We start from the raw sequence: 26,316 nt of genomic DNA, 5'->3' as shown, positions 1-26,316 counted from the left end.
GCTTACACGCCAGGCACTGGATTCTTCCCTTCGACCAGTTTATACCCTTTGCCATCGAAGCCATAGCGCGCGTGGCCGTTCAGTGGCGTGGCGATGCGCGGCGGGTCTTCGTCCTGCTTGACCGCGACGCCCGGCTTGATCTTTTCGGAGGCGCCCTTGAAATCGATCAGCAAGTCATCGTAGGCGCCGCCATTGCGCGCTGGCGCGAAGCGCCAGTTCCCCTTGACCAGCCAGCACTCGTCCGTTTCAGGCCCGCAGGCACCCATATTGTCCGAGTACAGGTCGATGGCGCCATCGAGCGAGGTGACCTTGCAGTCGCCGATTTCAAACAGGGCCAGTTGCGTGATGGTGTAGCCCTGGCCCGTATAGCCGTAGCGGATCGCCAGTCCCGGCTTGTTCGCGCCCAGCATGACCCAGTGGACTTCGCCGAGCTGCCCCGACGAGCCCAGGGCGGCGATGTTTTCCAGGCGTTTCACGACTTGCCACTGGCCGTCTTCCGGCGTGCCCTTGGGCGCCAGGAAAAAGACATTCAGCAGTCCCGGCGAGGCATGCGCCGATTCGGCTGTGCCTTCCGTGTTGGCCGTTTCCGCATTCGCCACCAGGATGGCGCTGCCATCGGGCAGCAGCTTGTGGCTGACGGCGCTGACGACGTAACTGAGCTTGTCGACGTGATTGTCCGGATCGGGCAGGTCGGCCAGTGCATCGTCGCTGTCGCCGCGGTAGTCCTTGCCGAAGACGGCGCGCATCATGCCTGCTTCGCGCTCGCGCGCCTGCGGCGTGTTCATCGCTTCCGTCCTGGGCGCGGTGGCGGACGGCGGCGGCACGTGTTCGGCCGATGCGGTGTCCTCAGCGGCGGCGGGGGGAGTTGCTGCCACGTCGGCTGCCAGGTCGGCGCTGGCGGGGGCGGTCTTGTCCGAGCAGGCGCCGAGCAGTGCGGAGGCCATCAGCAGGACGAGCGGGGTGCGGTAATTCATAGGCAGGGCAGATTGCGTTCATGGAGAATGGGCGCAGTATGCCAGATAGATGAAAGCGAGGGAGCGCGGCCTGGCGGCCGGTCCCCCGCTTCCTTGCCCGCAGGGGGCGTTTTTGCAATCAGCTGCGGCGCTTATTTTTCCAGCGCCACCCTGTCATCGCGCCGCAGCGGCGCCTTCTGGCGGCGCAGTTTCGCCATGCCGCGCTTGAGCAGGTGCTCGAGGTCGTCGATATAGGTGAACACGGCCGGCACGACCAGCAGGCTCAATAAGGTCGAGGTGATCAGGCCGCCGATGACGGTGATGGCCATCGGCGAACGGAAGCTGGGGTCGGCGCCCCAGCCCAGTGCCAGCGGCATCATGCCGGCGCCCATGGCAATCGTCGTCATCAGGATGGGGCGGCTGCGCTTGTGGCAGGCGTCGACCAGCGCGTCGAAGCGGTTCATGCCGGCCTGGCGCGCCAGGATCGCATAGTCGACCAACAGGATGGAGTTCTTCGTGACGATCCCCATCAGCATGATCAGGCCGATCATCGACGGCATCGACAGGGCGCTGCCCGTGATCAGGAGGGCCACGAAGGCGCCGCCGATCGACAGCGGCAGCGCCGCCAGGATGGTCACCGGCTGCATGAAGTCCTTGAACAGCAGCACCAGCACGCAGTAGATGCACAGCACGCCGATCAGCATGGCCAGGCCGAAGCTGGCGAACAGCGAGGCCATCTCCTGCGCGTCGCCCAGTTCGGCGATCTTCACGGACGGCGGCAAATTCTTCATCGACGGCAGCGCGCGCGCTTCTTCATTCAGTTCGCCGAGGGTGCGCGAACCGAGTTCCACGTCGAGGGTGACGTTGCGGCTGCGGTTCAAACGGTCGATCTGCGCCGGGCCGCTTTCCATCGTCACCGTGGCCACGTTCGCCAGGCGCACGGGGCCGTTCTTGCCGGGCACGGTCAGGCGCTCGATGGCGGCCAGGTCGGCGCGCACGCTGTTGGGCAGCTTGACGCGGATCGGCACTTGCCGTTCCGGCAGGTTCATTTTCGTCAGGTCCGTGTCGTAGTCGCCGGCCGTGGCCACGCGCACGGTTTCGCCGATCGCTGCCGCCGTCACGCCCAGGTCGGCCGCCTTGGCGAAATCGGGACGCACGATGATTTCCGGACGCACCAGCGAGGCGCTGGAACTGACGTTGCCGATGCCTTTCAGGCCGCGCAGTTCGCGCTCGACCTTTTGCGCCGCCGTCGTCAAAGCCACCGGGTCTTCCGAGCGCAGCACCAGCTGCATCTTGACGCCCGTGTCGGGCGGCCCCACCGTGAAGCGGGCGCCGGGAATCGCATCGAGCTTGTGGCGCAGCTGCGTTTCCAGTCCCGCCATCGATTCCTTGCGCTCCGTGCGGTGCACGGTGGTCAGGGTCAGCACGGCGCGGCGCGCCTCGGCCGCCGCGCCGGGGGCGAAGGCATCGCCGCTGGAGCCGCCGCCGATCGAGCTGAAGACGCCCTGGATGCCCGGCGTGCGCATGGCCGCGTCGCGCGCCATGGCTGCCACGGCCTGCGTTTCGCTCAAAGTGGAGCCGGGCGGCAGTTCCAGGTTGATCTGCGTCTGCGCGCGGTCGGCGGCCGGCACGAAACCGGTCGGCAGCAGCGGCACGAGCGCGATGGCGCCGACAAAGAACAGGGCCGCGGCGATGGCCGTGATGCCGCGGTGGTTCAGGCACCAGCGCATCACGCGCAGGTAGCGCGTCATCAGCCAGCCGTCCTGTTCCTCCTTGTGCGGCAGCGGTTTTAATATGTAGGCCGCCATCATCGGCGTGAGCAGCCGCGCCACCACCAGCGAGGCCAGCACGGCCAGCACGGCCGTCCAGCCGAACTGTTTGAAGAACAGGCCGGGAATGCCGCTCATGAAGGCCGTCGGAAGGAACACGGCCACCAGCGCGAAGGTGGTGGCGATGACCGCCATGCCGATTTCGTCGGCCGCTTCCATGGCCGCATCCATCGGCGACTTGCCCATGCGCAGATGGCGCTCGATGTTTTCGATTTCCACGATGGCGTCGTCGACCAGCACGCCGACGACCAGGGCCAGCGACAGCAGGGTGACGGTGTTGAGCGTGTAGCCGAACCAGTAGATGCCGAGGAAGGCCGGCATCACGGACAGGGGCAGGGCGGCGGCTGCCACCAGAGTGGCGCGCCAGTCGCGCAGGAACCACCACACCACCAGCACGGCCAGCAGCGCGCCTTCGTACAGCAGCTCCATCGAACCGTCGAAGTTTTCCTCGACGGGGAAGGCGTTGTCGATCGACTGCTGCAGCACCACATTCGGATTTTCCTTCTGCAGGTCGGCGATGGCGTCGCGCGCGCCTTTGGCGACGGCCACTTCGCTGGCGCCCTTGGTGCGGAAGACCTCGAAGGCGACCACCGTCTTGCCATCCTGCTCGGCCAGCGCGCGCGGTTCGGCAATGGTGTCGCGCACGGTGGCCACCTGGTCCAGGCGCACATGGCGGCCGTCCGGCAGCGGCACTTCCACGCGCGACAGTTCATCGGCCGTTTTCACGGTGGCGATGGTGCGCACCGATTGCTCGGCGCCGCTGATGTCGCCCCGGCCGCCCGGCGCTTCGCGCTGCACCAGGCGCAGCTGGCGCGAGACGTCGAGCGCGGACACTTTCAATGCCGCCATGCGCGCCTCGTCGAGTTCCACCTGGATCTCGCGGTAGACGCCGCCCACGCGGGTGACGGCGCCCACGCCGGGTACGGTCAAGAGGCGCTTGGCCACCGTATTGTCGACAAACCACGACAGGTCGGGAGAGTCGAGCGGATTATCGACACCGGGTTTCGCCGTGGCGATAAAGGTCAGCACCACGCGCCCGGCCGTGGACGCCTTGGTGACGGTGGGGTCGCGCAGCTCGGCCGGCATGTCCGCCTTGACCCGCGCGACGGCGTCGCGCACGTCGTTGACGGCTTCGGCGATCTGCTTTTCCAGGATGAATTCGACGGTCACCGTGACGACGCCATCGAGCACCTTGGTGTAGATGTTTTTCACGCCTTGCAGGGTGGCGACGGAGTCTTCGATCTTGCGCGCCACTTCCGTTTCCAGCTGGGCCGGCGCGGCGCCGGGCAGCACCGCGCTGACGGTGACGATGGGCAGTTCGATGTCGGGGAAATCCTGCACCGGATTGGCCTTGTAGGCGAGCAGACCGGCCAGGGTCAGCAGCGCGAACAGCATGATGGCCGGGATCGGATTCTTGATCGAGAGGGAGGAAAAATTCATGGCCTCTCCTTACTTTTTCGCTGCGGCCGGCTTGGCTGCTGTTGGTGTCGCCACATTGCGTACTAGGTCGCCGTCATTGAGGAAGCCTGCGCCGCTGACGACGATGGTCGTGTCGGCCGTGATGCCGCTCAAAATCTCGATGCGGTCGCTCAGGCGCCGTCCGGCCTGCACCTTGATCTGGCTGACCCGCTGGTCGGGATTGAGGCGGAAGACATAGCTGAAGCCATCGCGCACGGCAATCGCCTGCTGCGGCACCGTCAGCGCGCCCGAGGTACCCAGTTCAAATTCACCGCTGGCGTACATGCCGGCCTTGAACGGCGCGTTGTTGCCCGTGCTGGCCGGCAGGTCCACGTACACGAGGGCGGAACGCGTCTGCGGGTCGACCGTGGGGGCGATCATGCGCACCTTGCCCGTCAACACGCTGCCATTGGCCGCCTTCACCTGCGCCAGGGTGCCCGGCTTCAGGTTCAGCAGCTCGGTGGCCGTCACTTCGGCGCGCCATTCGAGGCGGCCCTGGCGGATCATGCGGAACAGTTCCGTACCGGCGCCCACGACGGAACCGACGGTGGCCGAGCGCGAAGAGATGATGCCGCTGTCGGGTGCCACAACCTGCGTGTATTTCAGGCGCAGCTGCTGCGACGCCAGCTGCGCCCTGGCGGACGCGATGCGCGCGTTGGCCGTCTGTTCGGCCGTCAGGTACTGGCTGATCTGCTGCGCGCTGATGGCGCCCGTGCTTTGCAGCGAGCGGGCGCGCTGCGCGTTGGCTGCCGCCTCGGCCGCATTCGCTTCCGCTTCCAGCACGGCGGCCCTGGCCTGGGCCACGTCGGCATTGACCGTGTCGTTCGAGAATACGGCCAGCACCTGGCCGGCGCGCACCACGTCGCCGACATTCACGCGCACGTCGGTGAGGCGCAAGCCGTTCGATTCGCTGCCGATGACGGCTTCCTGCCAGGCGGCCACGTTGCCGTTGGCGCTCAGCTTGATGGGCAGGCTGGCCGTCTGCGGCTTGGCCGTGGTGACGGTCAGCGCGGGTTTTTGCGCCGCCTTCTTGTCCTTCGCCTCGTCGGCCGCCGTGGAAGCCGATGGGTACAGGGCCACGCCCGCGCCCAGCATCACGCAAAGGGCGGCCAGGGCGAATGCCGTGGGTGTCAAAATCAGTTTTTTCATGTTGTCGTATCCGTCAGGGTGCGTTGTTGGCGATGGCGCTGCTGTTCCAGCCGCCGCCGGCGGCGCGGTACAGCGCCACCCAGGCGGCGCTGCGTTCGCGCTCGAGGTTGACCACAGTGTTTTCGGCGGCCAGGCGCGTGCGGCGCGCGTCTTCCAGTTCGATCAGGCTGGCCAGGCCGTTCTTGTAGCGGTCCTCGGTGGCGACGAACGACACGCGGTAGCCTTCCAGCGCGGTTTTGGCATGCTCGCTGCGCGCGTCCGTGCTGGCCAGGTTGACCAGCGCTTCTTCCACTTCGCGCACGGCCTGGCGCACGCCGGCGCGGTATTTCACCACCGCCTCGTCGTAGCGCGCGGTGGCCGCATCGACCTGGGCGCGGCGGGTGCCGCCGTCGAAGATGGGCAGGCTGACGGCCAGCGGGCCAATGCTCCAGGTGCTGGCCGTGATGCTGCTGCCGCCAGCGCGGATATTGCCCTTGCCGATGGAGCCGGCCAGGCTCAGACGGGGATAGCGCTGCGCCTGTGCGCCGCGCACTTCGAAGCTGGCGGCCGCCACTTCGCGTTCGGCGCTGTAGATGTCGGGACGCTGGACCAGGGTTTGCGCCGGCAGTTGCGCAATCTCCACGGGCGAGGGCAGGATGGCAGGGCTGGCCGCCAGCTTCTGGCGCAGCGACGCTTCCGGCATGGCCGACAGGGCCACCAGCGCCTTGATGTTCACGTCGCAGGCGGCGCGCTGTTCGATGGCGCGGCTGGCGCCCTCGGCGGCGCTGGCGCGGGCCAGCGCCGCGTTGGCGGGCGGCTGGAAGCCGGCGCCGGCGCTCAGTTCCGTCAGGCGTGCCGAGTCGCGGCGCGAGACGGCATCCTGTTTGGCCACGGCCTGCAACTGCTGGCAGGTGCGCAAGGCGTAATACTGGTTCGCCACTTCGGCGGCCACCGAGACGCGGGCCTCGTGCCAGAGCGCGCGGGCGCTGTCGTAGCGCTCCTGCGCCGCGTCGCGCGTGGCGCGGTTGGCGCCAAACACGTCGATTTCCCACGACGCCTGCAAGGCCGCCTGCGAGGTGGTGCCGCTCGGCTGGGCCGATTGCTGGCTGGTGCGCACCACGCTGCCCGTCGCGTCGAGCTTGGGCGCCAGCGCGGCGCCGCCGGCGATGCTGTCCGCGCGCGCCTGCACGATGCGCGTGCCGGCGGCGGCGATGGTGGGGCTGACCTGTTGCGCGTCGGTGATCAATTCCACCAGCAGGCTGTCGCCCTGGCCCTGCCACCAGCTGGCCAGGTCGGTCAGCTTGCCGTTATGCGGCAGTGGCGCCTGCCACTGCGCGGGATCATTGGCGGTCACGGTGGTGGGTGGTCCCTGCAGGGCGCAGCCGCCCAGCGCCAGCACGATGCCGGCGGCCAGGGCGCGTTGAACGGTGCATCGAATAATCGTCATGCTGGTCCTTCTGCTTGTCGTTGAGTGGTAGGGGAGGAGGGGGGGATGGCCAGGCGCCGGCGCTCCACGTCGGCCATGGCCAGCGCGTAGTCGGTCATGCGCGCCAGCCAGGTGTCGATCGCGTGCGGCGATTCCAGCAGTTGCGGGCGCAGGGTTTGCAGCACGTCGGCGCCCACCATGTGCTGCAGGGCCAGCGAGGCGATCGAGAACGCCAGCCGGTGCATGTCGTCGCTGTTGTCGGGCGCGCCCAGGTGGCGCGCCAGCACGCGCGTGAGCGCCTCGTGTTCGGGGCGGATGTTCTGGTCGATCTCGCGCGCCCACAGGCCCGTCGGTTCGAGCATCTCGCGGCACCAGAGGCGCATGCAGTCGCGCGCGATCTCGCCCTGCTGCATGGGTGCGAGCAATTGTGCATAAAAGCCTTCCAGGCTTTGGCGCAGGGTGAAATGCGGTTGCTCGTACAGGGCGATATTGTCTTGCGGGCTGGCCGATTGCTGCGCGAAGGCGGCGCGGTACAAGCCCGCCTTGTCGCCAAAATAGTAGCGGATGGCGGCGGCGTTGGTGCCGGCCGCCTGCGCCAGTTCGCGCGTGGACGTCTTGGCGTAGCCCTGCCCGGCAAACAGGCGGATGGCGCTGTGCAGCAGCCGCTCGCGCGACTGCTCGCCATCGGAACGGGGCTTGCGCCCGTCGTCGGCGCTTGGCGTTGGGGAAATGTTTTTTTCAATCATGCCGCAGATTGAAGCACATATCTCAAACGATTGATATAACTAAATCGTTTGATTTAGTTAAGAAATGATGAAGATGAGGTAAAACGCGGGCAAAAAAAAGCCCGCGAACTGGCGCGGGCTGAATCCAATGTTCGGAGAACGAATTGGAGGAGACGGTTCTACTATAGCGCCGAAAATGGTGCAGTGCAATACCGTAGAACTACTGTATCGGTCTCTCGTGGATGGCAAAAAATCAGTATTCCGTGCTGCGCCGCACAGAAGTTCAGGCCTTGCTGCGCAGCGCCAGCGTGAAGGTGCTGCCCGAGCCGTAGTCGCTGTTGAAGAACAGGGCGCCGCCGATGGCGTTGGCCAGGTTCTGGCACAGGTACAGGCCCAGTCCCGCGCCTTCCACGTGGCGCGTGGAGGTGGAATCGAGCTGCGAGAAGGCCTGGAACAGCTTGGCCTGGTCTTCTTCCTTGATGCCGGCGCCGCTGTCGGCGATGCTCATTTCCGTCACCAGCACGCCGTCTTCTTCGCGCTGGGCCAGGCTGATGCGCACTGTGCCCTGTTCCGTGAACTTGATGGCGTTGTTGAGCAGGTTGATGAGGATTTGCGTCAGCGCGCGGCGGTCCGTGTCGATGATGGCGGGCGGCTGGTCTGCTTCTCCCAGCGCCATTTCCAGGGCCAGGCCCTTTTGCTGGGCCAGGGGACGCAGGGTGTCGGCCACTTCGGCCATCAGGTCCTGGCAGTGCACGGGCTCGATCGACAGGGTCAGTTTGCCTGCCTCGATCTTCGCCACGTCGAGGATGTCGTTGATCAGCGAGAGCAGATGGCGCGCGCTGGCGCGGATGGTATTGAGCTGCTTGTCCTGGTCCGACGTCAGGGGGCCGGGCAGTTTCATCAGCAGCGCGCCGGTAAACCCGATGATGGCGTTGAGCGGCGTGCGCAGTTCATGCGACATATTCGCGATGAAGGCGGACTTCATGCGGCTCGCTTCGGCCAGCTCCAGGTTTTTCAGGGCGATTTCGCGGTTGATGGTTTCCAGTTCTGCCGCATGGTGCGCCAGGCGCATATTCAGCTCGATCACCTGGCGTTCGCGCGCCTGCAGTTCGCCATTGACCTGCACCGCCTGTTCATACGTGGAGATCAGCAAATCGAGGATTTGCTGGCGTTCCGCGTTGATGAAATGCTTCTGGTCGCCCAGGTACAGGGCGATGCCGATTTCCACGTTCTGGTTCTTGCGCAGCTTCTGGTTCATCAGCATGTGGCTGATGCGGTTGAGCAGGTAGTCTTCCGCGTAGGGCTTGCGGATGAAATTGTCGGCGCCGCACTCGATGCCGCGGATGATGTCCTTCGGGTCGTTGAGCGAGGTGACGAGGATCACGGGGATGTCGCGCAGGGTCGGATCGGACTTGATGGCGCGGCACAGGTCGTAGCCATTCATTTCAGGCATGACGATATCGGACAGCACCAGGTGCGGCTTGCGCTCGCGGATGGCGGCCAGGGCCAGCTGGCCATTCGCCGCCACGCGCGCGTTGTAGTGCAGGGACTGGATCAGGCGGCGCAAGCGCTCCGCCTGGGTCGGGCTGTCCTCGACGATCAGGATCTCGATTTCGTCAGGCTTGATTTGGTTGTTGGAGTCCACAGACCTCTCCTAGAATTTCAGTGTGGTGATGCTGGGCGCGGTGAGCGCGCAATATCGACATCGTATGACTATATCGGATTTAGGTCTGCAAAAGTAACTTCCAAGTAACTATTTTGGCCACAGGGAATGCTGTGGCCGCCTGTCAGTTCTCGCCCTGGAACTGGCCGGCGCGATAGGTCAGCACGAGCGTATCGCGGTGGCCGTGTTCGCCGATGGGCTGGATCGGCGTCGATTCATGGATCACGGCTGCATCGTCGAGCAGCAGCAGCGACCACGGCTCGGTCAGGGTAAAGCGCTTGCCGTTGGGGCCGTCTGCTTCGAAGATGCGCGTCTCGCCGCCCTTGACCTGCTCGCGCCCGATCAGCAGCACGGCGACGAAATCGACGCCGTCGCGGTGCGCGCCTTCCGGCGTCGGGCGGCCGATGCCATCGGTCGTATCGATGCGAAACTGGTGCGCCTCGATGAACCACGGCTGGCGCCCCTTGACCTGCGAGCAGGCGTCGCCCAGCGCGCGGATCAGCTGCTGCCAGGCCGCTTGCGCGACGATGGCCGCTTCGACCGGCTCGAACAGCCGGTGCATGCCGCCATGCAGGGCGTTGTACTCCACCGGCTGCCAGTGCGGACGGTGCGCCGTCTGCGTCAGGCGCTCGCCATCCTGCACGAAGCACGAGTGGCGCCGGCGGCGATAGCGGCCGCCATCCTTCAGGTAATTGTCCAGCGCCAGGGTGTTCCAGCTTGGTTCCAGCGCGCGCAGCGCGGCCAGCGGGCAGCCGGCCAGCGCGGCCACGTCCTGCGGGCGCAGGACGGCATAGCCGTCGTCGCGCAAGGCTTCCTTGAGGCGGGACGGGTCGGTAAAGATCGGTGCGGAAGTGCTCATGGCGGTGCCGGCCGGAACGCGGCCTGTATCAGTTTATCCAGCCTGGCATTCTACGACTTCGCGGCGTTTCCTGTGCAGTACGATAAGAATTATTCTTGTTTACTTAAAAATTCTTTACCAGGGTCATACGCAGCGAGCGCGATTCCACCGGATGGAAGTGGATATCGTCCACGGGCTGCGCCTCGCCGGGCAGGCGCGAGGCATAGTAGTAATCGATGGCCGAGTCGCGCCGGTTGGCCAGGTTGTAGCCTTCCAGTTCCATGCGCCAGGTCTTGTCGATCCGGTAGGCGATGCGCCCGTTCAAGCCCACGCTGGCGGCGGAGCGTACGCTGTTGTCTTCCACCAGGGGGCGCGGGCCGAAGTAGCGCAGGCGCAAGGAGCCCGACCACGATCCCGGCGGCGTCACCGTCATGGCCAGCTGGGCCACGCCTTCGATGGCGCCGGGGATGAAGTCGCCCGCCGGGTCGCTGCCGCGCGAGCGCGCCCGCGCATACGCGAGGTCCAGGTCCAGCGACAGCCATCTGGCTGGCTTGTAGTAGCTGGAAAATTCGATGCCGTAGCGGCGGCTGGGGCGGCCCGCCTCCGTGGCGCCCGCGTCGCCGATGAACAGCAGCTCGGAATCGAAGTCCAGGCGGTACAGCGACAGCGAGGTTTGTAAGCCGGCGATGGCGGCGCTGCGCAAGCCCAGTTCCAGGCCGCGCGAGCGCACCAGGGGCGTGACCTTGCCGGCCGCCTCGCCCGTCTTCGGGTCGACCGCGATGGTCGTGCCGCGCGCGTCGTTGCTGTGAAAACCATTGCCAATGTTGACATACGCTTCCGTGTCGCGCCACGGCCCCACGATCACGCTCAGGCTGGGGCTGAACAAATGGTCGCTGGCCGTGCCCGAATTGGCGGCGCGGTCGCTGCGCACGTCGAAGCGGTAGGCGTCCGCGCGCAGGCCGGCCACGGTGCGCAGCGATCGCGACCAGCGCGTGCTGTTTTCGCCATACACGCCGATGCTCGTTTCGACGAGATGGTCTTGCCGCGTGGTCGACAGGACCTGGCGCTGGCGCGTGTTGTACAAGCCATTGTGGATATTGTCGTTCTGTAGCTGCAGGCCGATGGTGGTGTCGCTGCTGCCCCTGTCCGTGTGCCGGTGCCAGGTGTGGCTGGCATCGAGGCCGGCCGTCACGCGCCGGTCGGGCTGGGCGAACTGGTCGCCGTTGACCGGGTCGTCCATCGCATACGTAAAATTCGAGAACAGGGCCAGGCGGTTGGCGATCACGTACGCGCTGACCCTGGACGACACGTCGTCCGTCGTCTGGCGCCAGGCGCCCGACAGGCTGTAGCGCTGCGCCTTGCCGCCGTCGCTGGCATCGACGGCGTCGAAGCGGCCCAAGCTGCCGTCCTGCACGGCGCGCAGCGGGATCTGGTCGGTGGCGTTCCAGCTGGCGTCGTACGCCATGGCCGTGACGTTGAAGCCGTTGTTGGCATAGCCCTCGCTGTAGCGCAGCACGCCATTGCGCTTGCGGTAGCGGTCCGGCTGCGTGAACGGGCCATCGTTATGCTGCGCTTCGAGCGCGTACAGCAGGCTGCCGTCGCCCCCATCGATGGAGTCGGCCAGCAGGGCGCGGCGAAAGCCGTTTTGCCCGATGCCCGCGCTGGCGATGCCTTGCGTCAGGCGGTTCGCGTAGACGACGGACGCCGCGCCCGCCGAGGAAAAATCGCCTTGCGCCGCCGAATACGGTCCTTTCTTGTAATCGAGGCGCATGGCCAGTTCGGGGATCAAAAAGTTCAGGTCCGTCCAGCCTTGTCCGTGGCCATGGCTGCGCTGGTTGACTGGCATCTCGTCGACGGTGGTGCGCAAGTCCGTGCCGTGATCGAGGTTGAAGCCGCGCAGGTAGAACTGGTTGGCCTTGCCTTCGCCGCTATGCTGGCTGACGATCAGCCCCGGCACGGCTTCGAGCAGTTCGCCGGGCCGGTAGCTGGTGCGCGCGTCGAGCTGCTGTTGCGTGACGCTGCCCGCGTTGGCCGAATCGGCCACGCCCAGCTGGTTCAGGCGCGAACCGTCGACCAGCACGCGCTGGAAGATGTCGTCGGCGTGGGCCGCAGGTGAAAACAGGGCGGCGAGGAGGAAGGGAAGGGAGCGTGGCGTCATGGGGGATAGGTGTGCCGGGGCTTAGCGGATCGGCAATTCCGTGTTCTGGCGGTCGAAGATCAGCGTCTGGATGCTGCCGCTGTCCTGCACGTTGAGGGTATTGCGCTGGCTGGGCAGGAAGTCGGTCAGCAACTGGTTATGGATGCGCGTGGCGGGCGCCAGGCGCGTGCGTTCGATCTCCTGGAAGATCACCACGTTGTCGGCGTTGACCTTCATGCCGACCCAGTTCAGGCGCAGGCGTTTGCCGTCCGGTCCCACGAGGTAAAACTGTTTTTCGACATAGCGGCGCAGCGCCGCTTCGCTGTCTTCCTGCCCCAGGTCGAACTGGCGCTGGTACAGATTCGTCAGCAGCGCTTCGACGTCATGGCCCGTGTAGGTGTGCACCACTTCCGTGCTGCCGCTGGCCGCGTTATAGCTGATGTCGGCGATACCCATGTGGAAGTTATGGGCGCCGGCCGCCATGCTGGCGCAGGCCAGCACGCTTGCCGCGAGGAGGCGCCAGCGCTTCACGCGTCGTCGCCCTTGTCGGAACCGCCGTTCTTGCCTTTCAACGGCGTATGAAAATCGCGCATCAGGTTATCCCTGGGCGATTTTTCGCTCTTGAACAGTTCCAGGCGCGAGGGCGTGATTTTTCTCGGCCAGCTATTGTTGCTGGTGTCGATGTCGGCCGTTTCCCAGTACGGGTCCTGCACCAGGCCCACCATCGGTTCATCCGTGATGACGACCTTGGTGATTTTCTTCGGCGAATAGCGCCACACTTCGGCCGGCACGCGCTCGACGTACTTCTTGCCGCTTTTCAGCTCGATCTCGAGTATCAGGGGCATGACCATGCCGCCCAAGTTCGACAGGTCGACCAGGTACAGGTGCTTGCCCTGTTTCAGCAGGTCCTTTTCCCACGGCTCCAGCGCGGCCAGCGCTTCGGCGTAGGTGTTGCGGTCCTTGTTGGTCACCGTGAAGTCGTCGTGCTGGTTGTAGAAATCCTTGAGCTCAGGGTGCGCATCGACCCGGCGCGGCATGCCCTTGTTGGCGCGGCTCGTCACCGATTCCGGCTGGGCGTCCTTCTGCGCCTTCTTCCACGCCTTTTCTGTTGCCGGATCTTTCGAGCTCACGCCGTATTCACTGATACCGTCGATGCTGATGTCGACCGGGTCGGTCGTATAAAACCAGCCGCGCCAGAACCAGTCGAGGTCCGTGCCGGAAGCGTCTTCCATGGTGCGGAAGAAGTCGGCGGGCGTGGGGCGCTTGAATTTCCAGCGCTGCGCATATTCCTTGAACGCGTAGTCGAACAGCTCGCGCCCGAGAATGGTCTCGCGCAGGATGTTCAGGCCCGCCGCCGGCTTGGCATAGGCGTTGTTACCGAACTGCAGCAGGGACTCGGAGTTCGTCATGATGGGGACCTGGTCGCGGCTACGCATGTAGTCGACGATTTCGCGCGGTTCGCCGCGCGAGGCCGGGTAGTTTTCTTCCCACGCCTGCTGCGCCAGGTATTGCACGAAGGTGTTGAGGCCTTCGTCCATCCACGTCCACTGGCGCTCGTCCGAGTTGATGATCATCGGGTAGTAGTTGTGGCCCACTTCGTGGATGATCACGCCGATCAAGCCATACTTGGTGCGCTTCGAATACGTCAGCTCCCCCGTTTTCTTGTCCTTCACGGGACGGGGGCCGTTGAACGAGATCATCGGATACTCCATGCCGCCCACGGGGCCGTTGACGGAAATGGCCGTCGGATACGGATAGTCGATGCTGTACTTGTTGTACTGTTCGATCGTGTGCACGATGGCTTGCGTGCTGTATTTTTCCCACAGCGGATTGCCCTCTTTCGGATAGTAGGACATGGCCATCACATCGCTGCCGCCCTTCTTGTAGCCCTGCGCGTCCCAGATGAACTTGCGGCTCGAGGCCCAGGCGAAGTCGCGCACGTTGGCCGCCTTGAAGTGCCACGTCTTTTGCGCGCGGCTGACGGATTTTTCGGCCGCTTCCGCTTCCTTTTGCGTGACGATGACGACGGGCTTGTCGCTGTCGCGGGCCTGCTCCAGGCGCTCGCGCTGCGCGGCGGACAGCACCTCCTGCGGATTTTGCAGCGCGCCCGTGGCGGCGACGATATGGTCGGCCGGAACCGTCAGTTGCACGTCGTAGTCGCCAAATTCCAGCGTGAATTCGCCGGAGCCCAGGAACTGCTTGTGCTGCCAGCCGGCCGCGTCGTAGTAGGCCGCCATGCGGGGGAACCACTGCGCCACTTCGAACAGGGCGTTCTTGTCGTCGAAGACTTCATAGCCGGCGCGCCCGCCCAGCACCTTCTGTTCATTGATGCGGTAATCCCAGTCGATCTGGAAGACGAAATCCTGGCCCGGTTTCAAGGGCTGCGGCAGGTCGATGCGCATCATGGTGCGGTTGATGACGTAGTTCAGCGGCTGGTCATCGGCGCCCGTCAAACGGCGGATATTGAAACCGCCCTGGAAGTCGCCGCGCGCCAGGATGCCGCGCAAGCCTTCGAACTTCATCGTGTCTTCGCCCGCCGTCTTGGCCCACGCCTGGCGCGATGGCGCCGTGGTCATGCGGCGCGCGTCCGAATCGGGCTTGTAGATATTCTGGTCCAGCTGCACCCACAGGTAGCCGAGGGTGTCGGGCGACCGGTTATGGTAGGTGATGGTGCCGCTGCCGGCGATCTCGCGTTTGGCTTCGTCCAGGGTGGCGCGGATCGTGTAGTCGGCGCGCTGCTGCCAGTAGGCATGGCCCGGCGCGCCGGACGCGGTGCGGTAGGTATTCGGGGTGGGCAGCACCTCTTCGAGCTGGCGGAACTTGTCGTCGAATGGTTCGGCAGCGAAGGCCGAGACGGTAAAACACAGAGCCAACGAGGCTACGGAGCCGAAAGGTATGCGCATGATCACCCTGATGTTGTTGTAAAGAAATAGTGGCAACTATTCTATACGCAGGGTGGCGTCAGTCTTGTATCGATTTGTAATAAAGAAAGGCGGATTTCGCACCAGCTTTTGCCTGGCCCCGTCATGGCGATGCTTTACCTGATTTTGCTCGGAAAAGCGGCGCCTTTACTCACTTTTCATCAGGCTATCGCGCAACTGGTTCAGTTGTTGTTTCATGTCCACAACCTGCTCCACGCTGCAGTGGCTGGCCGTCAGGATGGCTTCGGGTAGCAGGGCCGCTGCATGGCGCAGCTGGTCGCCCTGCTGCGTGAGGGAAATGATGACCTGGCGCTCGTCGCTGGCGGCGCGCGTGCGCGTCAGCAGGCCCGATTGCTCCATGCGCTTGAGCAAGGGGGTCAGGGTGGCCGAATCCAGGAACAGGCGCTCGCCCACTTCCGACACCGTCAGGCCGTCGCGCTCCCACAACACCATCATCACTAGGTATTGCGAATAGGTCAGGCCCAGCTTGCGCAGGAGCTTGCGGTACAGCTTGTTCATGGCGAGCGAGGTCGAGTACAGAGCAAAGCACAGCTGGCTGTCCAGGCGCGGCACCTGGTGTAGCGGGTTGGGGGAAGTGGTGGTATCCATGGTCACAGTATATATAGCGCGCTATTTAATTGCAACCGAATGACAAGCGTGGCTGGCGCGCGCCCATGCCCCGGACCGGTTGGCCCGGGGCATGGGCGCGGTCGTGGCGCACTACTGCGCGTAGCGCGCGCGCAGCAGCTTGAGCATGGCGACGTTCTGTTCCCACGCGTCGCTCACGGGCTGCTGCGTCCAGGGCAGGGTTTGCGTGTACGGCGCGGGGCCGAATTCCGGCGTGAACGTCATGCGTTCGGCGCCGGCCGCGCGGCGCAGGGCGACGATGGCATCCCACCAGGCCAGGTGGGCGTCGAGCGCCGGTTTGGCTTCCGGCGCACGGAAGTCGGCCACCTGCGGTCCCTGCGCATGGCCCACGCGCGCATGCACGTGGCGCACCAGCGGCAGTACTTGCGCCAGCGTGTGCGGCTGGTCTTCCAGCAGCGATTCGCAGGCGCAGCACCAGTGCGACAGGTCGGCCGTCAAGGGCAAATCCGGATACTGCTGCAGATACGGCAGCAGCAGCATCGGATGGCCGGAAAAGCGGCTGCGGTGGATCTCATGGACGATGGGCACGCCGTGCTTTTCCGAGATAGCGGCGGCCAGGTCGATCAATTCCGCGTTCTGCGCCTGGGTATAGTAATCCTTGCCCGTGTGGGTGTTGACCAGCACGGGGCGCGCCAGGCAGGCGTTTTCCAGCAGTTCCGCCAGGGCGGCGCGGTGCAGCTCGAAGTCGCTGTGGAAGACGGTTTCCCACTGTGCGGCGATCAGGTCCAGGCCCGCATCGGCGATGCGCCCCGTCCACTCCTCGCGCAGCGCGGCATCCAGCGGCAGCGACATCTCGATGCCGTCGAAGCCGGCCGCCGCTACCCTGTCGATGAAGACCTCGGGCGGCAGGTCGTTATTGCCCCAGTGGGCGGCGAAAACCTCGATGCGCATCAGACGAAGCCCCGCACGGGGAATGCCGCATCGCGCTGTATCCAGTTGTGGGCCGCGTATTCGGTCTGGCCGTCCGTCGCATGCAAGGTGTAGGCGTGGCGCGAGACGGGCGAGCGGTTCGGCGCGCTGTAGTGGGGCAGCAAGCCGTGGAAGCAGACGAGGGCGCCCGCCTTGACTTCCAGCGGAACGGCCGTGCTGTCGTCGGGCCAGGGCATGGCATCGAGTTTTTCCACTCTTACCTGGTCGCCGTTGCGGATGAAGCGTTCGCGCAGGGGGCCGCGGTGGCCGCCCGGTTCCGCCCACAGGCAGCCGTTGTCCAGGGTCGCGTCTTCCAGCGCAAACCAGAACGTGGTCACGCTGACCGGCGTGGTCTCGAAATACGTGGCGTCCTGGTGCCAGCGCACTTCGCCGCCGATGCCGGGCTGCTTGAAGATGTACATCGATTGCCATACCTGCGCATCCGCCAGGCCCAGGTCGCGCGCCACTTCGGCCAGTTTCGGGTCGGCCGAAAAAGCGCGGAAGACGGGGTCCAGGTCATGCATGGCGTGGCCGATCTTGTTGATCGACAGCGATTTCGCCTGTTTCAGCTGGCCGTCCGGGCCGAAGGCCTCTTCCTCGAAGAAGCAGCGGATGGTGTTGTCGGAGGCGAGGAAGTAATCGTTGGTATTCTTCGCCTGGTCGCGCGTGGTGAAGATCGACTGGCTGACGCTGGGATCGAATTCGTTGACAATCTGTTCGGCGCGCGCGCGCAGGGCGGCGATTTCGTCCGCGCCCTTGAAGCCGGGCAGGATGATGTAGCCGTCGCGTTGGTATTGTTCTTGTTGTTCAGTTGTCAGCATGGCGGCGGCTCCGGAAGGTCAATGGAAAGCGCCATTGTAGGATGGGGACAGTGCGCAAACAATCGCCCGGCGGTTGACAGATTGTCGTCAAAACGCAGACAATCTTTGACATGGATCAATTAAAAGCGATGGAAATCTTTGTCGAAGTGGCGCGCCTGCGCAGCTTCACGGCGGCGGGACAGCGCCTGGGCTTGACGCGCGCCATGGTCAGCAAGACCATCATGCAGCTGGAGGAGCGTCTCAACGCGCGCCTGCTGCACCGCTCCACGCGCGAAGTGAGCCTGACGGACGCGGGCCGTGCCTATCTGGCGCCGTGCATGGCCACCGTCATCCAGGCGCAGGAAGCGGCGCGCATGGTGGCGCACGTGGCGCAGGCGGGGGCCGGGCTGGCCGGGCCGCTGCGCATCCAGGCGCCATCGAGTTTCGGCAGTGCCTGGCTGGCCGATGCCGTCGCCCGTTTCAGTTTGCTGCACCCGCAGGTGCAGGCCGAACTGTTTGTCGACGACGCGCTGCTCGACCCGATACGCCACGGTTTTGACTTGACCATCCGCGTGGGCGGCATCCCGGACAGCAGCGCGCTGGCCATGCGCCCGCTGGCGCCGTGCCGCGCGGTGCTGTGCGCCAGTCCCGCCTATCTGGCGCAATGGGGCGTGCCGCAGACGCCGCAGGATTTGTTGAAACATCAATGCCTGCATTTCAGCCACCTGACCGATGGCACGAACTGGCATTTCCAGCGGGGAGCAGGGGAACAGCGCGAGGAAGTGAGCGTGCGCGTGCAGGCGGGATTTACGGCCAATAATGGCCTGGTGCTGCACCAGGCGGCGCAGCGGGGACTCGGTATTGTCTACAGCACCACGTTCCTCGCCTGGCGCAATCTGCTCGATGGCAGCCTGCTGCCCGTGCTATCCAACTGGGAGCTGCCGCTGAATCACTTGAGCGCCCTGTATCCGGCCAGCCGTCAGCCCTCGCCCAAGGTGCGCGCGCTGATCGATTTCCTGGTGGCCGAATACCAGCCCGTGCCGCCATGGGACCGCGAGCTGGCAGCCGCGGGTTTTTTCAGTTGAAGTTCAGTTGAAGGCGACCGGTTCCACCGTCCACGCGCCATCCGCGTACACGCGCTCGTCGTCCAGATAAACGGCTTCGGTGACGGCGAAGATATCGACGTGATAGCGTGCATCCTTGCGCTTGAATTGCGGTTTTGTGTAGACGCCGTGCTTGGCGCCCAGCGACAGGTGGATGCCGCACATGCGTTCATACGTGCCGATGTCGTTGACCAGCTGTTCGCGCGAAAAGGCGCGGTTCATGCCGAAGCCCAGTTCGCGCACCCACACTTCGCCTTCATGCGCGCGGATGATTTCCAGCATGGCCAGAAATTCCGGCGTGGCGTTTTCCGTGCCCGTCACGCGGCCCTTGTCGATGATCAGGGTGATCGGCGTGTCGGGGCGGTTGACCATGAAGTGCGTGTCGCCGAAGACGAAGATGCGCACGCGCCCGTTGACGGCCTCCAGGTCCTGCGCTTCCGTAAACACTTCGCCCAGCGGGAACTGGCCGCCGATATTGTTCATGCCGCTGTAGTCGCCGATATTCAGTTTGGCTGATTCGAACGGAGAAGCAAAGACCAGCTGCTCGCCGCCGCTGTCGACCATGCCGTGGCGGGCGCCATCGATGCGCGCCTTCAACGCATGGCCGACGCCGCGGTAATAATCGGGGTCGTAGGCCAGCGAGGCAATGTAGTGCAGCCCCTGCACGCCGGGCATGCGCGACAGATGCACGTGCTCGATGACCTTCAGGCCTCGCTTGAACAGCTCGATGCGGATACGGAACGCTTCCAGGCGGAAGCTGGTCGACTGGATCAGCACGACGAGGCTGCCGGCCGGCAGGTCGGCAAACGCGGCCAGCACGGCATCGGGCGTGACCTCGTCGAAATCGATGAAGGTGGCGTCCGGCAAGGTCTGGCGATACGCTTCCGTCAGCACGACGTTGAGCCAGCTGCGCTTGTCGCAGACGACCAGGGCCGGTTCGTCGGGGCGGTGGCAGATGGCCATGGCCAGCAGGTCGGCCACGTTTTGCGCGGCCACTTCGGTGGCGGCGCTGATGGCGTCGAGCCGGCTGGTGTCATTCTCGGGAAGCGTCATGGTGCGAAGGTGGGAGACGTGAAGTAATCGCAGCATTATAAGGTGATTGCTGCTGGGCACACCATTCCCCATCCGGCGGAGGACAGGCGCCTGCCGGGTCCCTGATTATCTTGTGTAGTGCTTTACGGCAATGTATTATTTGATAAATGGTATAGCAGCGAGCCTGGAAGCGGCCCGGCGCAGCGGCAAAGGCGCGCATGCGCATGCCAGCACGCTTTCAGCGATGCACGGACAACAAGCCAACAGGCGATGACTAAGAGTGTGATGTGATGAGCATAATCGGACAAGATATTCCCATGGAGCGGCCGGATACGGATGGGCGCGCCGCTGTGTTCGTTCCCGTCACGGGCGTCAAGGAAGATGTCCTGTTAACCATACGCAAGGGTGCGGCCATTGTCGGCTTTGCCAACCACGACCGCACCATCACCGTGTATTTTGAAAGCAACCGCTTTGACGACCCCGTGCTGGCCAAGTGGGAGCACAAGGCACGCAAGGCCTATGACCGCCTGGTCGACAATGCGCCCACCGTATCGAAGCTGACCACCAGCCCCGCCAATTTCGAGCAGATCGGCTATATCAATGGCAAGGGCATCACCATCCGCCGCATGGAAAGCCTGCAGCGCTGGCTCGCGTATTCGGATGCGATGGATACTTGCCCGGCAACGGATATCATTCCACGCACGGTCATTGCCAAGGCCGACGCGGTCAAGGTGTAAGAGCGGCTGATAAAACGCCCAAGGCGTTGTTGCCTGCCTCTCGCCGTACTGACGTACTGTCTTCGAGGCGGCGCCTAGCCCTGAGCATTTTCTCAGCCGCTCTTGGCGCGCTTACGAATGGCTGTACGAAAGGCCACAGTTTGTAGCCTTTCCCTCGGTCCTGGCGTACTGTCTTCGGGGCGGCGCTTGGCCCTGCGCGTTTTTTCCGGCCGTTTTCGATTTTCCCCCTCACACCACGACGATATTCGCCTGCGCCTTGAGCGGGCAGGGCAGGGTGTCGTCGAAGGTGATTTCGATGGCGCTGGCGACGAACATGCCGCCGATGTGCTGGGCGGCGATTTCGGGCGGCGTGCCGGGCTTGGTCAGGTTGACGTCCTGGGCGAAGACAAATACGCGCCAGGTGCCGTAGACCTTTTGATCATATTGCAGCAAGGTGCGGTAAGCGCGCTTCAAGTCCAGGCTGCCCGCATAGACGCCATCGTTGGCGCCCGGGTCGAAGCCCAGGCCGTCATCGGTCAGCGACTCCACGAAATACAGGCCCTGCGGCGCCTGGAACAACACGAAGGCGTACAGTTCCGTGCCGCGGAACACATTGCCGTTGTCGCGCTTGAAACTGGCACGTATCCACAACGGTTCGTAGGCTTGCACGACGGCGGGCGTATCCGTTTCCACCGGCCCTGCCACATGGATGTTGACTTGCGTTTCGGTGACGGCGTGCTGGTAGGTGGCGCCCGTGGTGAAACGTTGATACTCCCAGCTGATGTCGGCCGTGTAGGGCAGGCCCGCATTCGGCGCTTCCGGCAACACCCACTTCGCCACCACGCGCTCGGCCAGGGTCAGTTCGCCGGCGGCCGGTGGTGTTGCTTCCTGGCCACGCCAGAACGGGTCGGCGATATCGGAGCAGGCGACGGCGATGGCGCCCGAGGCGATGGCCGAGGCCACGCCCGCCACCGTGAATTCGGGCTGGCCCGAGCCGGCCCCTTCCAGCGAACAGCAATGCACGTCGGGTTCCGTTTCATCGAAGCTGCCGCCCACACTGAAGCTGGCCTTGCCGGAACCGAGCGCGGCGGCAATGATGGCCACCAGCGCGGCGATGATGGCGATGATGATGGCGAGTATCTTCCACCACGGATCGGAAAACGGCAGCTCGCCATGCGTGCCTGCGTAGGCGGGGTTCGGCGTCCAGACGAGCGTCATGCCGGTTGGCACGATGGGGCCCAGGCCGGGCGGACAGCGGCACTCCTTCCCATCCGTGCCCGTGCTGCCCCAGCGTTTGCCAGGCAGGTGGCCCTGCGGCTTGGACAGTTCCAGGGTGCCTTCCTCGACCGTGCACGTGTAGGTGTTGGTCGTGCTGTCGAAGCGCGTTTGCGAGACGAAGATTTGCTGGATCGAGCGGTGCGGCGTATAGCCGTCCGCCTTGGCGACAAAGCTGACGAGTCTCTTGCCGGGCGCCGCATGCTGGAAGTCGGCGTCCCACATCACCAGCATGGCTGCGCCGGCGGGAATGCTGGCAAAGAAAAAGGTGCGCGCCACGGGCACGATGCCGGGGTCGCCCACGCTTTCCAGGTACACCGTGACATTGCTCAATGCGCTGTTGGACATATTCGTGACGTGGGCGGTGATGCGCAAGCCATAGATGGCGTTGTCGAAGATGCCATCGGGCAGCATGATATTGGTGACGGGCTCGATCGCGAACGGCCGCGTCAGCACCTGCAGGGGGGTGTCGCTCATGATGCTTGCTCCTCGGGGCTTTGCTGTTCTTGAGCTTGTTCTTTCTCCAGATCGGTGACGACATACGTGACGCCGCCCAGTACCTTGCCGTCCTGGGTTTCCAGCACGCGCAGCAGCGCATACTGGCGTGGCGGCAAGGCTTCGGCGCGCACGCTCAGGTACACGGCCTGCGCCTGGCCGCGCGGCACTTCCAGCGCCAGTTTTTGCTCGCCGGGCGCATCGCCATTGCAATGGGGGGTGCGCGCCAGGCCCGCTACCAGGTGTGCGTCCCTGGCCGCCTGCCATCGCTCAAGCCCGAGGGCGGCCAGCAGGCGCTCCGGCAGCTCGCCGCCATACTCAATCTGCAGTTCCACTTTTTTCGTTTCGCGGGGCAAGGCCGCCACCGCGATGGCCAGCAATTGCGCGCGTCTTGCTGCCAGCACCACGTTGACGTTGCGCTGGGCGATCTGGTCGTGCTGCGTGGGCTGGAAGGGGAAACCGTTGGGCAGCGGGTCGGGCAGCGGGTTGATGTCGCCAGGGCCGTGGGCCACGGCCAGCAGGCATTCGTGGCCGCCATTGACGATGACGGGGATCCAGGGCACCAGGCACAGCACTTCCTGCGTGGCGCCGGGCGGCAAGTCGGCAAACGCGGAACCGATCTGCGTGGCGGCACCTACGGCGATCTGGCCGGAAGGGTCGGCCCAATAAAAGTCCACGCGCACGCCATTCGAGGCGCTGTTGCCCGTGTTGTGCACGCGGCCCCACAGGTAATTGCTGATGCCGGCAATGGGCGCGCCGGGCGGGCCATTCGGATCATTGCCGGGCACGACCCAGATATCGGCGCTGTCCCACCACCAGGGCTGGCCGTCTTCGATGATCAGGTGGGCTGACATGGCAATCTCCTTGTCCGTGGCCTGTGCTTGTAGCTTAGGCCGTGGCGGCGAAGGCTTTTTGATCGGTATCAAGACTGTTGAACAGGGCGCCGGTGCGCCGGTGCCGTGCTTGCGTAAGGTAATATTGCGGCAGAACGCAGTGGAATGACTCCAGGAAAAGGTTGGAATGTGCTTGAAACAGTGAATGACGTTTGCATCAACGCCGCCTGCGGCCGGACCTTGCCGCTGCGCGTGGCGCATTGCCCGTTTTGCGGTGCGCGCCAGGTGGCGCAAGCGCCAGTTCTGGAGAAAGCGGTGGTGCCGCCGGTGCCGCGCATGCCGCCGCCGGTGCCCGTCGCCCCGCCCGTGTTCACGCCGCAAGCCGCACCGCAGCCCGCACCGCAGCCAGCTTCCGCTCCCCAGCCGGCTCCGCCGCCGGCTGCCGCACCGGCCAAGGCGCCTCCCGCGAAACCAGCCGCCAGGGGCTCGGTGCCGCCGCCGCGCCCGCCCGTGCGCTTGCGCACGTGGATCGCGGCGGCCGTGGTGCTGACCGGTATCTGGTTTTATAACAAGCCGGCCGACAAGCCGGCCAGCGTGGGGGAACAGGTCGAGGCCGCCACTGCGCTGGCGGCGCAGTGCGACCTGGACGGGGCGCGCAGCGCGCTGGCCGTGCTGAAAAGCGCCAAGGCACCCGCCGCGCAGATCAAACGTCTACAGGCCAATATCACCAAGTCCGCCGCCGCGTGCGACAGGCAACAGCAGCGGGCGCAGGCGTGGACGGCGCTGCAAGACAGCGTCCTGCAGGCCCTCGATGCGGGCAAGCCGGAGCTGGCCGCCACGCGCCTGGCCGCCTACGTGAAGCGCTGGGGCGACGATCCTGACACCCTGGAACTCGATGCCAAAGTGAAAGTGGCGCAAGCCAGCGCCCAGCTCGACCTGGCCGACGCCTGCCTGGCCAAGGGGGACCGCGTCTGCCTGGAAAACAGCCTGATCGCTGCCGAGCGCTACAAGCGGCCGGAACTGGCGGCACGCACGCAGGCGCTGCGCGCGGCCTTGTCGCAATTGCTCGAGCACTCGTTGCTCGATACGGCCCCTGGCCAGTAGCGCCAACAGCTAAAACGCCCGCCGCGGCCAGGCCGGGAGGGCGCACCTACTCAGCCTTACTCTTGCGGCACCAGCGCCAGCGCCGCGCTGAAGTCGCCCATCGGCTTGCCGCCATTGGCCACCAGCGCCTTGTCGCGCGTGTTCAAGCCGTCCAGGACGGGCAGGCCAAAGCGGTGCGTGATGGCGCGCAGGATGGAGGCAGAATCGTATTGCGTATGGTCAACTAGTCCCTTTTTCACGTACGGCGAGACGAGGATGGCCGGCACGCGCGTGCCCGGACCCCAGCGGTCGCCCTTCGGCGGCGCGGCGTGATCATAAAAGCCGCCGTTTTCATCGTAGGTGACGATGACCAGCATGTTTTTCCATTGCGGACTCTTCTTCAGCTGGGCGATGACGCTGGCGATATGCGCGTCGCCGTCGGCCACGCTGGCGTAGCCCGCATGCTGGTTCAAATTGCCCTGCGGCTTGTAGAAGGCCACGGGCGGCAGCTTGCCGGCGCTGGCGTCGGCCAGGAACTGGCTGTCGAAGTCGCGCAGGTGGGCGGCGCGGTAGGCGGGCGCCTTCACGGGGTCCATGTTGGCAAAATAGTTAAACGGCTGGTGGTGGAACTGGAAATTCGGTGGATTCGGGAAGCTGCCGGCGCGCGCGCTGGCCGTGGCCAGGGCCGTCGTGTCCTTCCAGGCGCCCGCGTACCAGGCCCAGTCGATGTTCTTGCCTGAAAGCAAGTCGCCTATATTCGTCTGTGTCTGCTGCGGCAGGGTGGTGGCCTTGGCCGTGTCCGCATACAGCCTGCTGCTGTCGCCCGAGGCGGGCGCATTGCTGCTGGGCTGGAATGGCGGCTGCATGGTGTTGACGGCGTAGAACATGCCCGTGCTGTCGGCCGGCGTCAGCGCGCCGTCGTTGGCGTAGGCGGGCGCGCCGTTCAGGACCGTGGTCGGTGCCGTGGCGGACGGCGTCAGGCGCACGAAGTTGCCGTTGGCGTCGACGTCGATCTTCGCAATTGAGCCTTTGGCCACCGAGGTGTCGGCGTTCGGATACGTGGGTGCGCAGGCGCAGATCAGATACTGGTGCGTGAGGAAGGAGCCGCCGAAGGCGCCGATGAACAGATTGTCGGCCAGCGCATACTGTCTGGCGATGTCCCACAGCTGCATCTTGCTGCCGTCGTAGTAACCCATCGACAGGCCGCCCGCATCGGAATAGGCCGCGAACTTGTCGTTGGCGCCGCCGTTGATCTGCATCTGGTTGTTGTAGAAGCGGTGCACGAGGTCGCGCGTGATCACCGATTGCGGCAGGTACAGGGGGCTGCCGGCGTCGTCGATCTGGAACGGCTTGTTCGGCAGGTTGGCCGATTGCGCCTGCGTGATGACGGTGCTCTGGCCGGCCGCCGTCATGCCGCCCCAGGTGGGCGGCAGCACGGGCAGGGTGCTGCCGTCATAGTCTTTCTGCGGCACGTAGGTGGAAGTCGACGTGGGATTGACGCCCGGCACGCCGTTCGCGCCCGGGAACAGGCCGTACAAGTTGTCGAAGCCGCGGTTTTCCGCGTAGATGACGACGATGGTCTGGATATTGTTCAGCGCCAGCGCGCCGTTCAGGGCGGCCAGCGCGTCGGCCGGTGCCGCCTGCGCGCTGGCGCTGGCGATCAGGGCCGTCACGCTGGCGTTTTCCGCCTTGAGCTTTGTCAATTCGTCGCCGCTGGCCTTGTTGAAGTCGGATGCCAGGCCCGCTTCCGACACGCCTAGGCGCGCGGCCAGCTTGCTGCTGGCGGCCGCAAAGTCACCGCCGTTGCCTTCCATGACTTGCGCCAGTTCCGTCGACAGGGCGCTGACGAAGGTGCTGTGCCCGGCGGGGGCGCGCAGCAGCAGTTTTTGCGTCACCTTGCTGCCCGCATCACCGATGGCTTCATGGCGGATGGCGTCCGTGCCGACGGTCACCAGCACGGCGCCCTGGCCGTCGAGCGTGTAGCTGCCGTCGGCGGCCGTGCGCACGGGAGTCGAAGCGCTGTCGCAGGTCAGCTTGGCTGTGGCGCTTTCCAGGCATACCTGGGCGTTTTCATAGTAGCTGCCGATGACCTGGCCCGTGGTGCTGGGCGTGATCGCATAGTCGCTGCCGCAGGCGGCCAGGCCCAGCGACAGCAAGATTGGTAGGGGACGTAAGATGGGGCGAGCGTGCGGTTTCATGTTCATGCCTTCTGGGTGGAAAACGTCGCATGCTAGGCAGGCAATATGTCAGCTCTGTGACATGTCAGCGCCTGTTACATGACGTAATGTACGGACTTGATACATTACGTTTCGCAGGGTCTTGTCACGCAGCTGTCACATGCCGT

20 protein-coding genes are annotated in these 26,316 nt (G+C 65.0%); 3 read left to right on the top strand and 17 right to left on the bottom strand.

The window, feature by feature from the left end; genetic code table 11:
• Window positions 1–2: 2 nt before the first annotated feature.
• From AC1RJW_RS24010 to AC1RJW_RS23950, 13 genes are all read right to left on the bottom strand, one after another.
• On the bottom strand, window positions 3–974 hold the full coding sequence (locus tag AC1RJW_RS24010; protein WP_493047179.1) for a hypothetical protein: 972 nt from the start codon (window positions 972–974) through the stop codon (window positions 3–5).
• A gap of 131 nt (window positions 975–1,105) precedes the next feature.
• A complete protein-coding gene (locus tag AC1RJW_RS24005; RefSeq protein WP_493047178.1) occupies window positions 1,106–4,222 on the bottom strand; it encodes an efflux RND transporter permease subunit in 3,117 nt (1,038 codons plus the stop codon).
• A 9-nt stretch (window positions 4,223–4,231) separates the two neighbouring features.
• Window positions 4,232–5,389 carry an efflux RND transporter periplasmic adaptor subunit gene (locus AC1RJW_RS24000; protein WP_493047177.1) on the bottom strand — a complete coding sequence of 386 codons (1,158 nt, stop codon included), beginning with the start codon at window positions 5,387–5,389 and terminating at the stop codon, window positions 4,232–4,234.
• Between the two features lie 13 nt (window positions 5,390–5,402).
• Window positions 5,403–6,815, bottom strand: a complete 1,413-nt coding sequence (locus AC1RJW_RS23995) for an efflux transporter outer membrane subunit (RefSeq protein ID WP_493047176.1) — start codon at window positions 6,813–6,815, stop codon at window positions 5,403–5,405.
• The gene (locus AC1RJW_RS23990) at window positions 6,812–7,540 is read right to left on the bottom strand and encodes a CerR family C-terminal domain-containing protein (RefSeq protein WP_493047175.1); all 729 of its coding nucleotides are present in this window, start codon (window positions 7,538–7,540) and stop codon (window positions 6,812–6,814) included. Before AC1RJW_RS23990 ends, AC1RJW_RS23995 begins: the two co-directional genes overlap by 4 nt.
• Window positions 7,541–7,802: 262 nt before the next feature.
• The gene (locus AC1RJW_RS23985; RefSeq protein ID WP_493047174.1) at window positions 7,803–9,164 is read right to left on the bottom strand and encodes a hybrid sensor histidine kinase/response regulator; all 1,362 of its coding nucleotides are present in this window, start codon (window positions 9,162–9,164) and stop codon (window positions 7,803–7,805) included.
• Window positions 9,165–9,306: 142 nt separating this feature from the next.
• On the bottom strand, window positions 9,307–10,041 hold the full coding sequence (locus AC1RJW_RS23980; protein WP_493047173.1) for a 2OG-Fe dioxygenase family protein: 735 nt from the start codon (window positions 10,039–10,041) through the stop codon (window positions 9,307–9,309).
• Between the two features lie 103 nt (window positions 10,042–10,144).
• On the bottom strand, window positions 10,145–12,178 hold the full coding sequence (locus AC1RJW_RS23975; protein ID WP_493047172.1) for a TonB-dependent receptor: 2,034 nt from the start codon (window positions 12,176–12,178) through the stop codon (window positions 10,145–10,147).
• Window positions 12,179–12,199: 21 nt separating this feature from the next.
• On the bottom strand, window positions 12,200–12,688 hold the full coding sequence (locus tag AC1RJW_RS23970) for a DUF6702 family protein (protein ID WP_493047171.1): 489 nt from the start codon (window positions 12,686–12,688) through the stop codon (window positions 12,200–12,202).
• Window positions 12,685–15,060 carry a M1 family metallopeptidase gene (locus AC1RJW_RS23965; protein WP_493047170.1) on the bottom strand — a complete coding sequence of 792 codons (2,376 nt, stop codon included), beginning with the start codon at window positions 15,058–15,060 and terminating at the stop codon, window positions 12,685–12,687. The genes AC1RJW_RS23970 and AC1RJW_RS23965 overlap by 4 nt, the downstream gene beginning before the upstream one ends.
• A gap of 165 nt (window positions 15,061–15,225) precedes the next feature.
• Window positions 15,226–15,687, bottom strand: coding sequence for a MarR family winged helix-turn-helix transcriptional regulator (locus AC1RJW_RS23960; protein ID WP_092795988.1), 462 nt, complete (start codon window positions 15,685–15,687; stop codon window positions 15,226–15,228).
• A gap of 111 nt (window positions 15,688–15,798) precedes the next feature.
• Complete coding sequence (locus tag AC1RJW_RS23955) at window positions 15,799–16,617, bottom strand: sugar phosphate isomerase/epimerase family protein (protein ID WP_493047169.1); 819 nt, start codon at window positions 16,615–16,617, stop codon at window positions 15,799–15,801.
• Window positions 16,617–17,456: a phytanoyl-CoA dioxygenase family protein gene (locus tag AC1RJW_RS23950; RefSeq protein WP_493047168.1), complete on the bottom strand. Its 840-nt coding sequence runs from the start codon at window positions 17,454–17,456 to the stop codon at window positions 16,617–16,619. The genes AC1RJW_RS23955 and AC1RJW_RS23950 overlap by 1 nt, the downstream gene beginning before the upstream one ends.
• A 110-nt stretch (window positions 17,457–17,566) precedes the next feature.
• On the opposite strand from AC1RJW_RS23950, the gene AC1RJW_RS23945 reads away from it, so the two are divergent.
• Window positions 17,567–18,520: a LysR family transcriptional regulator gene (locus AC1RJW_RS23945; RefSeq protein ID WP_493047167.1), complete on the top strand. Its 954-nt coding sequence runs from the start codon at window positions 17,567–17,569 to the stop codon at window positions 18,518–18,520.
• A gap of 3 nt (window positions 18,521–18,523) precedes the next feature.
• Here the strand turns inward: AC1RJW_RS23945 and AC1RJW_RS23940 are convergent, their stop codons facing one another.
• Window positions 18,524–19,591, bottom strand: coding sequence for a M29 family metallopeptidase (locus AC1RJW_RS23940; protein ID WP_493047166.1), 1,068 nt, complete (start codon window positions 19,589–19,591; stop codon window positions 18,524–18,526).
• A gap of 296 nt (window positions 19,592–19,887) precedes the next feature.
• On the opposite strand from AC1RJW_RS23940, the gene AC1RJW_RS23935 reads away from it, so the two are divergent.
• Window positions 19,888–20,307 carry a hypothetical protein gene (locus AC1RJW_RS23935; RefSeq protein ID WP_493047307.1) on the top strand — a complete coding sequence of 140 codons (420 nt, stop codon included), beginning with the start codon at window positions 19,888–19,890 and terminating at the stop codon, window positions 20,305–20,307.
• A gap of 228 nt (window positions 20,308–20,535) precedes the next feature.
• On the opposite strand, the gene AC1RJW_RS23930 is transcribed toward AC1RJW_RS23935, so the two are convergent.
• Complete coding sequence (locus AC1RJW_RS23930) at window positions 20,536–22,038, bottom strand: hypothetical protein (RefSeq protein WP_493047165.1); 1,503 nt, start codon at window positions 22,036–22,038, stop codon at window positions 20,536–20,538.
• On the bottom strand, window positions 22,035–22,910 hold the full coding sequence (locus AC1RJW_RS23925) for a hypothetical protein (protein ID WP_493047164.1): 876 nt from the start codon (window positions 22,908–22,910) through the stop codon (window positions 22,035–22,037). The genes AC1RJW_RS23930 and AC1RJW_RS23925 overlap by 4 nt, the downstream gene beginning before the upstream one ends.
• Window positions 22,911–23,078: 168 nt before the next feature.
• On the opposite strand from AC1RJW_RS23925, the gene AC1RJW_RS23920 reads away from it, so the two are divergent.
• Window positions 23,079–23,993 carry a hypothetical protein gene (locus tag AC1RJW_RS23920; protein ID WP_493047163.1) on the top strand — a complete coding sequence of 305 codons (915 nt, stop codon included), beginning with the start codon at window positions 23,079–23,081 and terminating at the stop codon, window positions 23,991–23,993.
• A gap of 56 nt (window positions 23,994–24,049) precedes the next feature.
• On the opposite strand, the gene acpA is transcribed toward AC1RJW_RS23920, so the two are convergent.
• Complete coding sequence (acpA, locus tag AC1RJW_RS23915) at window positions 24,050–26,170, bottom strand: acid phosphatase (RefSeq protein ID WP_493047162.1); 2,121 nt, start codon at window positions 26,168–26,170, stop codon at window positions 24,050–24,052.
• Window positions 26,171–26,316: the final 146 nt, after the last annotated feature.

This window comes from Janthinobacterium sp. GW822-FHT07A03, assembly GCF_058798815.1.
This window is presented reverse-complemented; position numbering and strand designations above follow the sequence as displayed.